General features: G+C 70.2%; 11 protein-coding genes and 2 pseudogenes. 6 read left to right on the top strand and 7 right to left on the bottom strand.

Going from position 1 to position 16,097, the window contains the following annotated elements; genetic code table 11:
- The 5 genes and pseudogenes from IEY17_RS24765 to IEY17_RS24745 form a co-directional block, all read right to left on the bottom strand.
- Positions 1 to 126 (bottom strand): annotated as a pseudogene (locus IEY17_RS24765) (lipoyl synthase); the annotation flags it as partial.
- Positions 127 to 188: 62 nt separating this feature from the next.
- Complete coding sequence (gene lpdA, locus IEY17_RS24760) at positions 189 to 1,601, bottom strand: dihydrolipoyl dehydrogenase (protein ID WP_188991863.1); 1,413 nt, start codon at positions 1,599 to 1,601, stop codon at positions 189 to 191.
- A 9-nt stretch (positions 1,602 to 1,610) separates the two neighbouring features.
- Positions 1,611 to 3,125, bottom strand: a complete 1,515-nt coding sequence (locus tag IEY17_RS24755) for a 2-oxo acid dehydrogenase subunit E2 (protein WP_188991861.1) — start codon at positions 3,123 to 3,125, stop codon at positions 1,611 to 1,613.
- A 2-nt stretch (positions 3,126 to 3,127) separates the two neighbouring features.
- On the bottom strand, positions 3,128 to 4,159 hold the full coding sequence (locus tag IEY17_RS24750) for an alpha-ketoacid dehydrogenase subunit beta (RefSeq protein WP_188991859.1): 1,032 nt from the start codon (positions 4,157 to 4,159) through the stop codon (positions 3,128 to 3,130).
- A gap of 14 nt (positions 4,160 to 4,173) precedes the next feature.
- A complete protein-coding gene (locus IEY17_RS24745; RefSeq protein WP_188991857.1) occupies positions 4,174 to 5,139 on the bottom strand; it encodes a thiamine pyrophosphate-dependent dehydrogenase E1 component subunit alpha in 966 nt (321 codons plus the stop codon).
- A gap of 324 nt (positions 5,140 to 5,463) precedes the next feature.
- On the opposite strand from IEY17_RS24745, the gene IEY17_RS24740 reads away from it, so the two are divergent.
- A complete protein-coding gene (locus tag IEY17_RS24740) occupies positions 5,464 to 6,672 on the top strand; it encodes a helix-turn-helix domain-containing protein (RefSeq protein WP_188991855.1) in 1,209 nt (402 codons plus the stop codon).
- Between the two features lie 71 nt (positions 6,673 to 6,743).
- Here IEY17_RS24740 and IEY17_RS24735 read toward each other — a convergent pair whose 3' ends face one another.
- The gene (locus IEY17_RS24735; RefSeq protein WP_188991853.1) at positions 6,744 to 7,526 is read right to left on the bottom strand and encodes a chymotrypsin family serine protease; all 783 of its coding nucleotides are present in this window, start codon (positions 7,524 to 7,526) and stop codon (positions 6,744 to 6,746) included.
- A 416-nt stretch (positions 7,527 to 7,942) separates the two neighbouring features.
- Between IEY17_RS24735 and IEY17_RS24730 the strand changes: the two genes are divergently transcribed.
- Together IEY17_RS24730 and IEY17_RS24725 are read left to right on the top strand one after the other, a co-directional pair.
- Entirely contained in the window at positions 7,943 to 8,695 is a 753-nt protein-coding gene (locus IEY17_RS24730) for a DivIVA domain-containing protein (protein ID WP_188991851.1), read from the top strand.
- Between the two features lie 258 nt (positions 8,696 to 8,953).
- The gene (locus IEY17_RS24725; RefSeq protein WP_188991849.1) at positions 8,954 to 9,340 is read left to right on the top strand and encodes a hypothetical protein; all 387 of its coding nucleotides are present in this window, start codon (positions 8,954 to 8,956) and stop codon (positions 9,338 to 9,340) included.
- 55 nt (positions 9,341 to 9,395) lie between these two features.
- Here the strand turns inward: IEY17_RS24725 and IEY17_RS24720 are convergent, their stop codons facing one another.
- Positions 9,396 to 12,017 carry an AAA family ATPase gene (locus IEY17_RS24720; RefSeq protein WP_268240394.1) on the bottom strand — a complete coding sequence of 874 codons (2,622 nt, stop codon included), beginning with the start codon at positions 12,015 to 12,017 and terminating at the stop codon, positions 9,396 to 9,398.
- Positions 12,018 to 12,433: 416 nt separating this feature from the next.
- On the opposite strand from IEY17_RS24720, the gene IEY17_RS24715 reads away from it, so the two are divergent.
- From IEY17_RS24715 to IEY17_RS24705, 3 genes and pseudogenes are all read left to right on the top strand, one after another.
- On the top strand, positions 12,434 to 12,841 hold the full coding sequence (locus IEY17_RS24715) for a YbaB/EbfC family nucleoid-associated protein (protein WP_188991845.1): 408 nt from the start codon (positions 12,434 to 12,436) through the stop codon (positions 12,839 to 12,841).
- A gap of 114 nt (positions 12,842 to 12,955) precedes the next feature.
- Positions 12,956 to 13,504 (top strand): hypothetical protein, encoded by a 549-nt coding sequence (locus tag IEY17_RS24710; protein ID WP_188991843.1) that lies wholly within the window; start codon positions 12,956 to 12,958, stop codon positions 13,502 to 13,504.
- Between the two features lie 46 nt (positions 13,505 to 13,550).
- Positions 13,551 to 16,097, top strand: a pseudogene (locus IEY17_RS24705) (hypothetical protein); the annotation flags it as partial.

Here is a 16,097-nt window from a genome sequence, read left to right as displayed (position 1 = left end):
CAGGTGCTGGTATTCCGGTCCCATCCGCGCGCGGGTCTTGATCCAGGACGGTTTCTTCTCGATCGGGGTCTGGCTGTTACGGGCCTCCAACCGCAACAGCTTGCGACCCTCCGGCGCCACAGTCACGTTCGCCTCCTCGGCGGTGTGGCGTGTGCGGCCTGCAGAGGGGCTGCAGGCCGCACACGTGGTCAGGCGTTGAGGGGTCGGCCCAGCGCCGCGAGTACCGACTCGTGCATGGCCTCGGACAGCGTCGGGTGCGGGAACACGACCTGCGCGAGGTCCTCCTCGGTGGCCTCCAGGGCGTGGGCGATGCCGAAGCCCTGGATCTGCTCGGTGACCTCCGGGCCGACCATGTGGGCGCCGAGCAGTTCCCCGGTGGACTCGTCGAAGATGGTCTTCACGAAACCCTCGGCCTCACCGAGAGCGAGGGCCTTGCCGGACGCCCGCAGGTCAAACGTGCCGATCCGCAGCGGTCGCCCGGTGGCGCGGGCCTGCTCCTCGGTCAGACCGAGCCGCGCGACCTGCGGTCGGGCATAGACGCAGCCCGGCACGTGGTCGCGGTCCAGCGGGGAGACGTGGTCGAGCCCGGCGAGCTTCTCCACGCACACCACGGCCTCGTGGCTGGCCTTGTGGGCCAGGCACGGGCCGCCCGCCACGTCGCCGATCGCGTAGACGCCGAACGCGGTCGTCCGGCACCACTGGTCAGTCCGGATGAATCCGCCCTCGGTCTCGATCCCGACGGCCTCCAGCCCCAGGTCCTCGATGTTGCCCTGGATGCCCGCCGCGACGAGCACGCGTTCGGCCGTGACCTGCTCCGGCGACCCGCCGGGCGGACCCACCCGCGCCGTCACGGCGTCCCCGTGCACCACGACATCGGAGACCGAAGCACCCGTGTGGACACGGATTCCGCGCTTGCTGAACGCCTTGCGGACGTGCTCGGAGATCGCCGCGTCCTCGGCGGGCATGATGCGCGGGGCCACCTCGACGAGCGTGACCTCGCTGCCCAGGTCGCGGTACAGGCTGGCGAACTCCACACCGATCGCGCCGGACCCCACGACCAGCAGCGACTTCGGCAGCTCCGGTGCGACCAGGGCGTCGAAGTGGGTCCAGATCCGGTCGCCGTCGGGCACCAGGCCCGGCACCGGCCGCGGTCGGGCACCGGTGGCCAACACGATGTGGTCGGCACGGTGTTCGGTCTCGCTCGGTGTCCCGTCCGTGTTGTCGGAGACGACCGAGACCACGCCCTTGTCCACCAGTCGCGCGGAGCCGTGGAGGACGTCGATGCCGTTCTTGCGCATCAGGTAGGCGATTCCGTCGGAGAGCCGCTTCGACACCGAGCGGCTGAACTCGACCAGCCGCGCCATGTCGAACTCCACGCCGGTTGCGGAAAAGCCCAGCGGATCGAGGTTGGCCAGCACGTGCGCCACGTCGGCTCCGTGCAGCAACGCCTTCGTCGGGATGCAGCCCCAGTTCAGGCAGATGCCGCCGAGCTGATCGCGTTCCACGACGGCGGTGCGCAGTCCCAGCTGCGCGGCCCGGATGGCGGCGACGTAGCCGCCGGGACCGCTGCCCACGACGAGCACGTCGTACTTGTCGGTCATCACTGCCTCCTAGACCAGCATCAGGGCGGGCGACTCGACGAACCGCTTGAGCTCCTGCAGGAACCTCGCGCCCAGTGCCCCGTCGATGACGCGGTGATCACAGGAAAGCGTTGCGGTGACCAGCGTCCGCGCCACGAGCTGGCCGTCCCGGACCACGGCGCGCTGCTCCCCGGCGCCGACGGCGAGGATCGCCGCCTGCGGCGGGTTGATGATCGCGTCGAACTCGCGCACGCCGTACATGCCGAGGTTGGAGACGGTGAACGTGCCGCCCTGGAACTCATCGGGCTTGAGCGTGCCCGCTTTCGCCTTGGTCACCAGCGACCGCACCGACTCGGAGATCTCGGCGAGGCTTTTCGTGTCGGCGCCGCGGACGATCGGGGTGATCAGGCCCGATGGCAGCGCCACCGCCACCGAGATGTCCGCGGCCGAATGCTGCAGCACCGACTGGGATTCCTCGTCGAACTGAACGTTGACCTCCGGCACCGCTCGCAGCGCGGAGGCACACGCCTTGACCACGAAGTCGTTCACCGACAGCTTCACCGCGGCAACGGTGGCGTTGATCTGCTTGCGCAGCGCGAGCAGATCGTCGATCTCCAGGTCCACGGACAACCGGAAGTGCGGAGAATTTTGCTTCGATGCCTGCAACCGCTGGCCGATGGCCCTGCGCATCGAGCTCAGCGGCACCGACTCGAACGCGGGGGAGCCGGCCCCCGGGGTTGCGGTGGAGCTGCCGTCGGGCGCCGCGGTGCTGACGTCTGGGTTGAACTTCCGTTGGGCCTCCCGGACGTCGGCCACGCACACCCGTCCCCGCGATCCCGTCGCGCGGCAGTCGTGCAGGTTGATCCCGAGGTTGGCGGCGAGCCGCCGGGCCACCGGTGTCGCGTCGACGCAGCTGTCGTCCTGTGTGGACCGTGGTGCCGTGCGCCGCGGTGCGGGTGGTGCGGCCACGGACCCACCGGCATCGTGGATGGCGTTGTGGACGTCCTCCAGCGAAACCCGGCCAAGGCGGCCGCTTCCCGGGATCTTCGCCAGGTCGATGCCCTGTTCGGTGGCGAAGCGGACCGCGCGGGGGGTGGCGAGGACGTCGCCGTTCACCGTCCCTTGCAGGACTTCCGGGATGACGGTGGTGCCGGCAGGCGCCGGGGCCGAAGCGGGGCTGGCGGGAGGGTGCGCCGGACCAGGCTCCGGCGCCGGGACGTGCTGCGCCGGCGCCTCCGCTGCGCGGTCCGCCGTCGGCACGCGTTGCGACAGGAACGCGTCGATCTCGGAGTCCGCAACGTCCTCCTCGGCCGACACCGCCATCGGGGCTCCGACCGGCAGGGTCTCACCTTCCCGCGCGACGACGCGCCGCAGCACGCCGTCGAAGGGGGCCTCCATCTCGTTGGTGATCTTGCTGGTCTCGACCTCGCAGATCGGGTCGCCCTTGCGGAACCGGGTGCCTTCCGCGACCAGCCACCGGGTGATGGTGCCCTCCTCCATGGAAAGGCCCCATTTGGGAACTTCGATGAGGTTGATCTTGCTCATGATCAGGCGGTCACCAACTTGCGGACAGCCGTCTCGATGCGGGCGGCGTCGGGCAGCCACGCCTTCTCGAGCACGGGGGAGAACGGGACCGGGGTGTGCGGGGGAGTCACCAACTCGATCGGCGCCCGCAGGGAATCGAGGGCCTTCGTGGCGATGAGGGCGGCCACGTCGTGCCCGAACCCGCAGCGCGCGGCCGACTCGTCGACGATGACGACCCGGCCGGTGGCCGCCACGGATTCGAGGATGCCCTCCTCGTCCAGCGGGGAGACCGTCCGCGGGTCCACGACCTCCACGGAGATCCCCTCCGCGGCGAGCTTGTCGGCCGCGTCGTTGGCGGCGTTGACCATCGCGGACAGGGCCACGACGGTCACGTCGGTGCCCTGGCGTGTGTAGTTGGCGACGCCGAACGGAATCGTGTACGGCTCGTCGGGAACCTCGGCCGCGGTGTCGTAGAGGGTCTTGTGCTCGCAGAACACGACCGGGTCGTCATCCCGGACGGCCTGGATGAGCAGTCCCTTGGCATCGTAGGCGTTGGACGGCGCGACGACCTTGAGCCCCGGCACGGACGCGAACACGTGGTACGGGGACTGCGAGTGCTGGGCGGCGGCGGAGAAGCCCGCGCCGATCATGCCGCGCAGCACCATCGGCGTGCGGGCCTTGCCGCCGAACATGTAGCGGAACTTCGCCGCCTGGTTGTACAGCGCGTCGTAGCAGACCCCGAAGAAGTCCATGAACATCAGCTCGGCCACCGGGCGCAGACCGGTCAGCGCGGCACCGGCGGCCATGCCGACGATCGCGGACTCGGTGATGGGCGTGTCGATCACGCGGTCGGACCCGAACTCGCCCCACAGGCCCTTGGTGACGCCGAGAACACCGCCGAACGCCTCGATCTTCTTGCTCTCCAGCTCCGGGTTGGTCCCGGCGTGGCCACCGCGCAGGTCCTCACCGATCTGCACGACCGTGGCATCCCGGCGCATCTCTTGGGCGAGAGCCTCCTTCACGGCCTCGCGGTACGTCTTCTTCGACGTGGTCATCGGGTCGTTCTCCCTCAGTACGAGACGTAGACGTCGGTCAGCAGGTGGTCGATCGGCGGGTACGCGGCGGCGCGCGCCCGGGTGACGGCGTCGTCGACGAGCGCCCGCGACTCCTCGTCGATCTCGTCCAGCTCCTTCGCCGAGACCTTGCGGCGGTCGACCTTGTCGCGGAAGATCACCAGCGGGTCCTGGGTCCGGCGCAGCTCGGCGACCTGCTCGGGCGTGCGGTAGAGCTGGGCGTCACCCTCGAAGTGCCCGTAGAAGCGGTTGGCCCGGGCCTCGATCGTGGTCGGACCACCGCCGGCGCGGGCGCGTTCCACGGCCTCGCGGGCGGTCTCGTACACCGCGAAGAAGTCGGTGCCGTCGACCTTCGCGGCGGGCATCCCGAACGCCGCGGCCCGGGCGGCGATGTCCGGTGCGCCCACCGCGTAGTCGGTGCCGGTGGCCTCGCCGTAGCCGTTGTTCTCGATGACGAACACGATCGGCAGCTTCAGCACCACGGCCATGTTCATCGCCTCGAACGTGGTGCCCTGGTTCGACCCGCCGTCCCCGGTGAACGACACCGCGACCCCGTGGGTGCCGAGGGTCTTGGAACTCAACGCGGCGCCGATCGCCAACGAGGGAGCGCCGCCGACGATGGCGTTGGCGCCGAGCATGCCCACCGAGAGGTCGGCGATGTGCATCGAGCCGCCCTTGCCGTGGCAGAGCCCGTCTTCCTTGCCGAAGATCTCGGCCATCATGCCGTGGATGTCGCAGCCCTTGGCGATACAGTGGCCGTGCCCGCGGTGCGTGGACCCGATGTGGTCGGTGTCGCGGAGGTTCTCGCAGACGCCAACGGCGATCGCCTCCTGACCCGAGTACAGGTGGATGAAGCCCGGGATGTCGCCGGTGGCGTTCTCCTCGTGCAGCCGGTCCTCAAACGCCCGGATCCGGGACATCTTCCGGTACGCACCGAGCAGTGCGTGTTTGTTCAGCGTCATTTCTCTCCTCGTCCGCACAGCGGTTCTCGGGCTCCTGTCCGGACGCGGGGCGCCCGGGAGCTTTCGACCCTTGGCGGACGAACGTAGGGAGCTGTCCGATGTGGAACAACCGTTGCAGTGCGTTGCAACCGCCAGGACCTGCCTGGGGTGGCTCGGTCGCGACGGCGGGGTGGCGCCCGCCGCGCCCGCGAGGCGTGCAACCCTCTGCAACCCTTGCGTTCCGGGCGGGACCGGTTTTTCCTGTGGCGACGTGACCTGGACGACACGTCGTGGTGACGATCCGGAAAACGGCAGCGCCTCCAGGGCGGCCGGGGAGGAGACGGCATGCGGCCTGAGGACCTCGCGACCGCGGTCGCCTCGCACGCGCATCCGCGGCAGCTCGCCCGCGCCCGCGAGGCGGTGCTGGCCGGTCAGCGGCCCCCCGCCGTGGCCCGGCGCCTGATCGTGGAGTCCTGGGAACGCGTCCGCCGGCAGGGCGTGGACCCCGACCGCGGCGCCGACTGCCGTCCGGCGCCGCCCGGTGAGGTCGAGCACCGTCGTGTGCGGTGCGGGATCACCGGCCGGGCGTTGCGAGAGCTCCGCGCGGGGCTCGTGCCCGCCGCCGAGAGCGCCGGGCACATCGTCGTCATCGTCGACGCGGACGGGCGTGTCCTGTGGCGCGAAGGCAGCCCCGAGCTGTTCCGGCGGGCCGACCGGCTCGGGTTCGTCGAGGGCGCGTCGTGGCGCGAGACCGAGGTCGGCACCAACGCGATCGGCACCGCGCTCGTTGAGGGTGTCCCGGTGCAGGTCCACTCCTGCGAGCACTACGTCCGCTCGCACCACACCTGGACGTGCGCAGCCGCTCCCGTGCACGACCCGCGTGACGGGCGGTTGCTCGGCGCGGTCGACGTCAGCGGCCCGGCAGAGGCGGTCCACCCGACCACCCTCGCGCTCGTGCGCGCGGTCGCGGGACTCGCGGAGGCGCGGCTGCGCGAGGAGCACCGCGCCAGCCTGGACCGGCTCCGCGCGGTCGGCACGCCGATGCTCGCGAAGCTGGGAGGGCAGGCGCTGGTGACCGACCGGTCCGGCTGGGTCGCCGCGTCCACCGGACTACCCCCGGTCGACCGCGTCGCCCTGCCCACCCGGCACGACACGCCCCGCATCTGGTTACCCGCGTTCGGATCCTGCTCGGTCGAGCCCCTGCCGGGCGGGTTGCTGCTGCGCCTGCGTGGCGACGCTCCGGCCACGACGACCCGCGTGGTGCTCGACGTCCGCCGGGCCGGTCGTTCGTCACTGACCGTGCACCGGGCGTCGGCGAGCTGGACCAACCACCTCAGCCGCCGGCACACCGACATCCTGCTCGCGCTCGCCGACAACCCGGCCGGGCGCACCGCGGCCGAGCTCGCCGAGCAGCTCTTCGGCGACCGCGGCCGCACGGTCACGGTGCGCGCAGAGATGTCGCGGCTGCGCAGGAAGTTCGGCGACCTGCTCGACCACCGCCCGTACCGGTTCGCACCCGAGCTGGACGTCACGGTCCTGCGTCCCGGTGACTGACGGGGAGGGGCGGGACACTCCCGGCCGCACCGGGCGGGCCGGTGCGGCCAAGGGCGGAATCGGGATTCTGGTCAGGCTGCGGCGAGGGTGAAGCCGGCACCGACGCCGCCGCGTGCGTTCATGTCGTCGATGATCGCCAGAATGGAGACGCTGCTGCCGGTGACCCACGTGTGGCCGAGCAGCGTCGTTCCGACGGCCACCGGCGACCCGGAGTCGCTCGGCCCGGTGAAGACGGTGTGGCAGAAGTAGCCGGCCGGAACCGGGGCCTTCAGGCGCATGCCGATGACGAGCAGCAGCGGGGGAAGCGTGGCTTCGCAGACCCGCTCGTTGGGCGTCTGCGGGAAGGCGATCATGGCGCCGCAGGTCAGACCGGAGAAGCGGCCCTGCTTGCACACGACCGTGCCGCCAGCGGGCGGAGCGCCGATCTCGGTGACTGTCAGCTGACCGACGGTCGCGGTCGGTATGACCTTGGACTCGTCGAACCGGATCACGGCGTAGTCCAGTCCCGCTTCGGGCGAGACGAACGTCGCCGGGTTGCCACCGCTGATGTACTCGACGGTGCCGATGGGCCCGGTGGTCTCGTCGGGGACGGCTTCCGCCCAGGCGCCCTGCGGTGCGGAGTCGAAGTAGATCTGGGCGCCGTGGAACACCTCGCCCGCGCTGTTGTAGAAGCAGTGCGCGTTGGTCAGACCGACCAGGTCGCCGGCCACGTCACGGCCGACGGCCGTCAACGTGCAGGCACCCCGGTACACGGTGTTGTGCGCGACAACGATCCCGGTGCCGCTGCCCACCTTCACCCTGGCCGGTTCGGCGGTCGCGGAAGCGGTCGAACTCCCGACCGCGAACGCGATCACGGCTAGTGCTACAGCGCCCATTCGGCTCACAGATCTCACCACGGGCAACCTCCGTTCGGTGCTGGAACGACGCCGGAGCGTATCGAGAACCGGTCACCGAAATATCCGCAGTTCTACTGAAGAAAGTCGCTTGTCGACGCGTTGTTTGCGCACGCGTGGTGCTGCGCCCGTCTCCCCGAAAGCGGCTTGCCCAGGCCGGTCGATCCCGGTGCGGGAGCCGGGCATCGTGCCGCGTTCGGCATCCGGGTGAGCGCGGGCGGACTCAGCTTCACCGGATCCAGAGGTCCGCCGGAAACCTTGATCTGGCGCGCCGCCTTGGGCAAGCTGTTCCGCGCAGGCGGGCGGGTCGGGGGCTCGGCGACGAACGCCGGGCATGCGTCCGCAGGTAAGCCGCGCATGCCCTGGAGGCCCGAGGAATGCTCACCCCCGATGACGTGCACAACGTTGCTTTCTCCAGGACGTGGCGGCGCCACCGCGGCTTCGACCAGACCGAGGTCGACGAGTTCCTCGGGCGCGTGGAGGCGACGCTGCGCGGAAAACCGCTGTTGACCGCGCGGGATGTGCTGACGGCCCGGTTCAGCCCGGGCAAACCCGGGCGCGCCTACAACAAGACGCAGGTCGCCGAGTTCCTCGACCAGGTCGCGTTGACCCTGATGAAGCGGGAGGTGCGGCAGTCCGAACGCAGCGATCGGCGGCAGCGCGAGGTGGCGCGAACCGAGAAGGCGGTGTCCCGACCGCACGGAGCGGTTCCACCGCCGAGGCCCGAGCCGCCGGAACCGGTCGGCCGGTTCGTGGCGCCCGAGCCCGTCGATGTCGCCGGGAACCCCGCAACGCAGCAGGCTGCCCTGGACAAGGCCGAGGTCGACGCGTTCATGGACCGCGTCGAGGCCACGCTGCGCGGCGCGGACTCCCTCACCGCGCAGGACGTGTTGAGCGTCCGGTTCAACCCGCCCGCGCCCGGAAAGCCGGGCTACCAGGAGGCGAGCGTTCTCGCCTTCCTCGTCATGGTCGCCACGATCATCAAAAACATGGCCCCGACGCAGCGGGCCCTACCGACGCAGCGGGCGCCGATCGCGCGCGCGTTCCAGAGAACACCGCGCCGCGAAACCCCCAACTGGCCATCAGGACGACCGGTACCCAGCGCCACCCCCACGACGAACGACCGGTGAGCTGACCTGCCATCCCACTACGGTTGCGCCGCCCGGTAGGCGCCAGCAACCACACGACCCAACACACCAGAAGTTCTGTCAGACGCACTCCTGCGCCGCTGTCGTATCGCCGTGGCGGAGACCACGGGCGGGAGGGGCCTTTCGGCCCGGGTTGGCCGGCGCCGCATCCGCGAATCTGGTTCCGGACGCGGGAGGCCGCCACGTGGTGGTGACAGGCGGTCCCCGGTTGGCGGTGCACAGCTGTTGCGAGGGGGAGCAATGGGACACCTGGGACTCGTGCGAGTGCCGGCGTTGCGACCGGCCGGTCCGGAAACCGTCGAATGCCACGTCGACGGCAAGCACGTGGGAACCATCACGGTACGCGTGTGCGACCAGTGCGAGGTGGCTGTCGTCGAGGGCATTCGGATGGACGACCAGCCAGATCTTGCCGACCACGCCCTGCGGCTGCTCGTGGGCCGCCTGCCCAACCACAGGTGGACCACGTCGCGCGCGACGGCGGCGCAGGCCGAGGCGTTCTGGCGCTCGTTGCCGTGGTGGCAGGGTGCTGCCGGAAACCCCGAGTACTGCCCCCACATGCACCGGAGCGATCAACCCATCCCCGCGCCGCGCGCGGACTCACCCGCGCTGCCTCAGGCGTCGCGCTGAGCGAGCGGGGAGCCGGCCGGGGGCTCAGGACACCTCCAAGCCACGTCGCCGCAGATCATGCGCAGCTGCGCAGCGTCGCGATCGCGATCTCCGCGCGCGACCGGTAACCGGTGCGCTGGAAGAACCTCGTCAGCCGCCCCTCCACGCTCTTCTCGCTGGTGCCCAGCACGGTGGCGACCTGCGCGTTGGTCAACCCTTCGGCGATGAGGGTGGCCAGCAGCCGTTCGTTCTCTGCGACGGTCGCGTTGCGGCCGGGCACGGGCACGTTGCGCGCCCGCATCAGCAACCGCAGCCGCGCGCGAGGAATCAGGGCACCGAGGTCGCCGAACGCCTCGTACGCCGCCCGCAGCAGGCGCTGATCAGCGAACCCGCATTCCGCCACCGCGGTGACCGTGGCCGCGAACTCGAACGGCCGGTCCCGTTCCGCCGCGAGCTCCACGACCTCCGCCGCGGCCTCGGCCGAGCGTTCGACGAGCACCCGCGCGAGCAGCCGGCTGCGGTGGGCCTCGGCGGTGCCCAGCCGGTCCGCGATCCGCTCGATCCGGTCCGCGCACCGCCTCGCGGCCGCGTGGTTGCCGCACCGCGACTCCGCCTCGGCCAGGCGCAGCAACAACTCGTCGGTACCGGCGAGGATCCCGTTCTCGGCGGCCGCGGTCAGCGCCTGTTCCAGAATCGTCCGCGACTGCTGGTGCGCACCGGTCGTCCGCGCCAGCTCGGCCTCCGGTACGGCCAACCGGTGCGGCAGCAGGAGGTGTCGCGAGCGGGCGTCGGCGAGCACGGCCCGGGCGCGGTTCAGCTGGCCGCGTGCGGCCAGGATCGTCGCCATCTCCCGCAACATCGCCGTCTGGCCGGGCGGATCCCCGTGCACGGAGGCGCCGGCGATCGCCGACCGGGCGAGCTCCAGGGACCGGTCCCACTGCCCGGACAGCGCGGCGCGGACGGCCCGGCCGGTCAGGGATTGGTCGTCCGCGGAATGGTCCAGGCCGAGCGCTCGAAGCAGCGCACGAGCTGACTCCGATCGTGCCGACCGGGCAGCCACCGGGGCCGTCCCGCCGGCGACCGCGACCGCGGCCTCGGCGATGGCCTGCCCGAAGGCGGCCGATGCGGTGCCGTCGCCGTGCCACGAACCGTGTCCGGCGAGGAGTTCGTCGCGCGCGTCCGACCAGCGGTTGAGCAGGCACAGCGCGGCGGCGCGGGTCACGATCCGGTTCGCCGCGCCACCTGGCACGGAGCGCCAGCCGGACGAGGCGAAGCCGCGCAGTGCTGCCACGTTCGCGCTGGCGGCCAGTCCACCGACAGCGATGATCTGCAGTTCCTGCAGGGAATCGGCGTCCAACGAGTCGTGGTGGTCCCGCAGCGCCACGTCAGCCGCCTCCGCTGCGGGGGCCCACTGCTGGTGACGGGCGCACAGCACCGCGTGCCGGTGCAGCGCCGCGGGGCGCTGGGCGGTGTCAAGCAGCCCGCACGCCACCCACCGCCACCGGACGGCGCGAACGTCCTCCGGTGCCGCCGCGCCGCGAGCCAGCAGCTCCGCCGCCGCCCGCTCGGGATCGACCAGCCGGCCCGCGTCCGCGATTCGCTCCGCGAGGTAGTCACCGTCGGGGCAGACCGCCGTGCCCGCCCAGATCGCGGTCGCGGCGAGCTGCGCGCTCCGGCGCCGTTCGTAGGGGCCGAGGCAGCCGCTGAGCAGGGTGGCGAGCATCGGCGCCCGGAACCGCCAGCCGTTGCGGTGCGTGATCACTCCCGACGCGCGCAGCGTGTGCAGGGCGTCGAAGACCTCGTCCTCGCGCAGACCGGTCGTCGCGGCGATCAACGCCGGTGCTGCCTCACCAAGCGGATGCAGCACCGACAGGGCCTTGACCACGGGCCAGGTAACCGGTTCGCGCAGGTCCGCGAACACCGGGTGCGTGACCGGCAGCCGGGGCCCGCCGGTGTCGACCAGGTGGGCCCAGCGGTCGACGACCCGCAGTTGACCGGTCACCAGGTAGCCCTCGACGGCGGCGTGCACCAAGGCGGGCACGCCCCGGCACGCGTCGCGGAGTTCGGCGGCCAGCCCCGGCGCCGGCCTGGCCCCGAGGAGCGCGGTGAGGAGGTGTTCCACCGCGGACACCGGCAGCGGCCGCAGCCGTTCCTCGTGCACCAGGCCGCGGGCGCGCAACTGCTCCAGGCCGGCCACGGCGGTGGGAGTGCGGACAGCGCAGACGACCGTGACCCGGGAGCCGGCCAGCGCACCGAGCGCGGACGTCACGGCGGGCAGGCAATCCGGGGCGAGGCGCTGCGCGTCGTCCACGAAGACCACGAGCCGGCGATGCCCGGTCAGCGGCGCCAGCAGTCGACGCAGCACGGCCGCGGTGGGCTCGCCGCGGGCCGGCGGCTCGCCCAGCTCGGCGGCGAGCCTCGCCACGAGGCCCGGGAAGTCGCGCTCGCCACGGGAAAGCCGGATGTCCACTGCGGAGACCCGGGGGTCGGTCAGCCGTGCGCGGATCTGTGCCAGGACCCGGCTGCGGCCGATACCGGCCGGGCCGGTGATGAGCACGAGCGGAGCAGCCGAGCGCCCCGCGCAGACGTCGAGCACGCGGGTGATGAGCTCCTCGCGGTCGGACGAAGGGGCACCTGTCCCGTCCCCTCGGGCAATGTCGGCGCCCTGGGGGGTGCGCCGAGGCGCGGTCTCGGGCACTGTCGGGACGGTTGTGCGATGCGATTGGGTCGTGGATCGGGAAATCAGCACGAATTCAGTATTGCCAGCGGCGCCCGCCAGATCCGTATGCGTTCCATAAGAAGATTCTTAAGGATCTGTTGCCCGGCCGCCGGTCGATCCCGACTCGTCGCGCGGCCCTCGATGCCGGAAGAAACCATGGGGTGGGAACGAGACCCGCTACGCACGGCCGCGGACACGGCGCGGCAACCCGGGCTCGGTGCGGCGAAGCGGTCGACGGCGCGCGGCCTCGCCCCGCTCCGCGCCTGCGGCCTGGCGTCATGGGGGCTGCGGTCCTCCGGGCAGAACCCGTGCCCAAATGGCTCCTGTCGGCCTGACTGGTGTGGGAATTCGGGTTTTCTAATCATGGGCTGGAGCCTGAGCGGTTGGAGGTTGTGATGTCCGGGGTGGACCGACGCAACGTGGAGATGTTGCGTGAGGAGTTCGAGAAACAGATGGCTCGTCTCGGGGAGATGCAGGAGCGCATGAGCCGGCTGTCTGCGACGGCGGTTTCCCCGCGACGTGAGTTGTCGGTCACCGTGGGGCAGCAGGGCGTGATCACCGAGGTCAAGTTCCTGACCAGTGCGTACCGGCAGATGACGAAGAAGGATCTGTCGGAGCTGGTGCTGCGTACCATCACCGAGGCTCGGGAGAAGATGGCTGAGCAGGCCGCGGAGCTCATGGGGCCCTTCCTGCCGCCGGGGCTGGACGCGAAGGCCCTGATGTCCGGAGCCGCCGATGTCAGCGTTCCCGGCGAGTCCATGCTGCCGTCGCTGCTTCGGGACCGGCTCGATCGGCAGCCCTGACCACCTGTCGGCAGCCGTGATCACTTGCTGGGGGTTTTCCCCCGGGCTGGACAGCGGTCGCGGTCGGCCAGGAGAACCGACGCAGAATGAGTCCGTTGTGGCAAGGAGCGGTCAATGAACCAGTTCTGGGTCGATCCCGAGGGGCTGAGCAGGAGCGGCAGCGGCTACGCGGATATGCAGGCCCACGTGGAGAACCTCCGGATGCGTTTCGCGGCGCTCGTCGACCAGTACGCGGATAGTTTTGGTGACGACGATGCGGGCGAGAAGTTCAGGGGGAACTTCAACGCTGGCATCGACAATTACCTCAAGGGCATGGAGTCCACGAGCAATGCGCTCGGGAGGGTCAGCGGCGGGCTGGGTCAGAACGGCAGGGACTACGCGAACGCCCGGGACAGTTCCGGCGAGGTGGCGTACCAGTTCAAGGCGGCGGGACAGGAGGCCGGTTTCGGCCAGCAGTGGCAGGGGCCCGGTTCTTCCGACATGTCGGGTCGGAGCGAGCGCGTCGACCCGCAGGGCGACACGGGTTTTGCGAGCCGGGTCCGGGGGAATGGGCCGGAATCTCCTGAGAAAAACTGGACGTTCGCCGAGCAGCAGGGTCTGCCCAGCGTCCAACGCCGAATGGCACAAGGGGTCGAGCAGGGTCCATCCGCCCCCGCCGATTGATTCTTGGTGACGTTGCGTGGTTCTCGTACGGACAGGAGGGTGAGTCGTGGGTGAGATCATGGTCCCCGACGATCCTTTCTGGGGTCCGATCTGCGAAGCCATGCTGTACGGGGTGATCGGCGAGAAGCCGCCGAAGGTCAAGTACAACGACATGTACGCCCTGGCGGACAGCATTGACGAGTCCACGCACGCATACCAGCAGGCGGTGGCCGGGGTCGATGATCTGGCCTCCCACGCCCTGAAAAACATCGAGGGCAAGACCGCGGACGCCTTCCGGGAGCACGTTAAGGGCATCACCGATCCGGTCGCCCTGCATACGGCCATGGCGAAGTACCAGGCGGAACTCACCCGCCAGTTCGGCCTGAACGGCGAAGAGGCCGAGTACGAGATCATGATCGCCCTGGTGACAATTATGACGGCGATCTTTGCTGCCCTGGCCTCGGGGTTCGGTGCCGCTACGGTACCGAACCTCATCATGCAGGGCCGACAGGTGATCGGCAGGATCGTGGCGCAGGCCACGAGCCGGGCGAACGTGCTCAGCAACGCGGTACGGGCCGGTTGGGGCGTCCTCAACAGCAACAAGTGGTGGATCGTGAGGGAGGTCATCCAGGAAGGTCTCGAGGAGGGCTCCGAGACTTTCCTCGCGCAGTTGATCACCACGATTAAAGGTCACCGGCACGGCGGATTCGACTGGGAGCAGGTCGGTACCGCGGTGGGGTTCGGTGCCGGAGCCGGGGCGACGGCTGGTGCCCTGCACTGGGCGGCGGGAAAGAACAAGCACACCAAAGAGTTCGTGCACACACCGGCCGGCTCCGGGGTCGTGGACGGTCTTTCGGAACTGCCGGTCGAAGCGATCGCTGCCTTGACCTTGGGCGGCGGCGACTTGCTGGGGTCCTTTCTCTCCGGCGTGCTCACGGGCACGTCCGAGAAAGCAGCGTCGGACTGGGCTCGTAAGCAGCACCAGAAGATGGAGGCTGATGCCCACGACGGTGGTAACGGTGCCCACGGCGGCGGCAACAGTCAGCACATCGAGTCCCCGGATCTGCCGACGGACACCGGGTTGACCGGTGGTGGGGACCACACGGTGCCCGATGGCTCGTCGGATGCGAAAGTACCGGGCAGTGGGTCGGAGTTCACCACACCCGTCGGCGCCCCAGACACGAAGGTCACCGGAAATGCCCCGGACGCGAAAACGCGAGGCGGGGCACCCGATTCGAAGGCGTCAAGCAGCGAGACCGGCAAGACGCTTTCAGGCAGTGTTCCTCCCTCCGGCGAGAACACCACCGTGCCGCCGGATCAGGCGCTTCCGTCGTATCAGGAGGCGGTCGCGTCGCCTCCGTCGTATGAGGAGGCGGTCGCGTCGCCTCCGTCGTATGAGGAGGCGGTCGCGTCGCCTCCGTCGTATGAGCAGCCCGGCACCGACCCACAAGCGCAGCCTCCGGCAGGCAACCAACAGGCAGCCCCGCCGACCACGACGCAGGCTCCGGCGAGCCAGGACCCAACGACGCAGTCTTCGGTGCCCGCGGCGACGCGCACGCACGCATCCGACACGCCCGTGGACCCGACCGCACCGGACACCCGGGTGATGAACGAGGCCGGGCCAGGTCCCGTCGCAGGCATCGACCACGACGGGAAGCAGACGTCGCCCCCGACCGCGGTGACCGAGAACGCTCCGCAGGCCGGTTCCCAACCGCACGCCGTCGGCGCCACCACTCCACAACCAGCCGATCCCCATGTGGGCACCAGCCCGACAGCGCAGCCGACGGCGGCAGGAACGCAGCCGGGTACCGACTCGGTGCAGACACCGAAAGCCGATGGTGTCCCACACCAGAACACCGGCACGGGCAGGGATCTGCCGGGATTCGAAACGACTTACACCCCGCAGACCGGAAACACGACGCTGGAGAAAGACCTTTCGGTCGCCGACCAGCAGCACACCCGAACCCAGCAGCTGCCTTCCGGGCAGCCGGTCTCGGTCGAAGCGCCGTCCACCGAGTCCGCAGCGACCCCGTCACCGACCGTCAATACCCCGATCGCCGACTCGTCGACCAGTCAGCACGGTGCCCACGATTATCAGGAAGTCGATCGGTCCGAGGGGAGCCAGGATTCGAGCCAGGCCGGGCAACCGATCCGGGTGCCGGGACAGAGCACGACCCAGCCGTCGGGAACCCCGAACACGACACCGGCTTCCACCGGAACGCAAGCGGAAACCAAGATCCGGCCTGCCCCTGGCGCGTCGCTGAACAATGCGAATGAGGCTCTTACGCGGGGCAAGTCCGATCGACCGGCCGAGAACGTGGGGAAAGAACCGGATTCACGGCCGCGGACCGAGGTCGAGGGGCCACGCATCCCGATGCGGACCGACCACACCGTCGAGACGACTTTCCCGCAGCCTTTCCAGGCCCCTGTCGCGCAAGGTGTGTTCGGTGACAGTGGTGTGCACGGGCTCGCTGGGGCCGGTCGGGTTGATGGGCGGGTTTCGGTCGAGTCGGTGGTGGAGTCGGGTAATTCGTATCACTCGTCTTTGTTGGATGAGCCGGGGATGGCTGTGCCGCCGGGTGCGGTGCGTACGGCGCGTGATTTTGCAAGCGAG

It is taken from the genome of Saccharopolyspora thermophila, from assembly GCF_014646075.1.
Lineage (GTDB): Bacteria > Actinomycetota > Actinomycetes > Mycobacteriales > Pseudonocardiaceae > Saccharopolyspora > Saccharopolyspora thermophila.
Note: the sequence above shows the minus strand (reverse complement) of the source record. Positions and strands in the feature narration are given on the sequence as shown.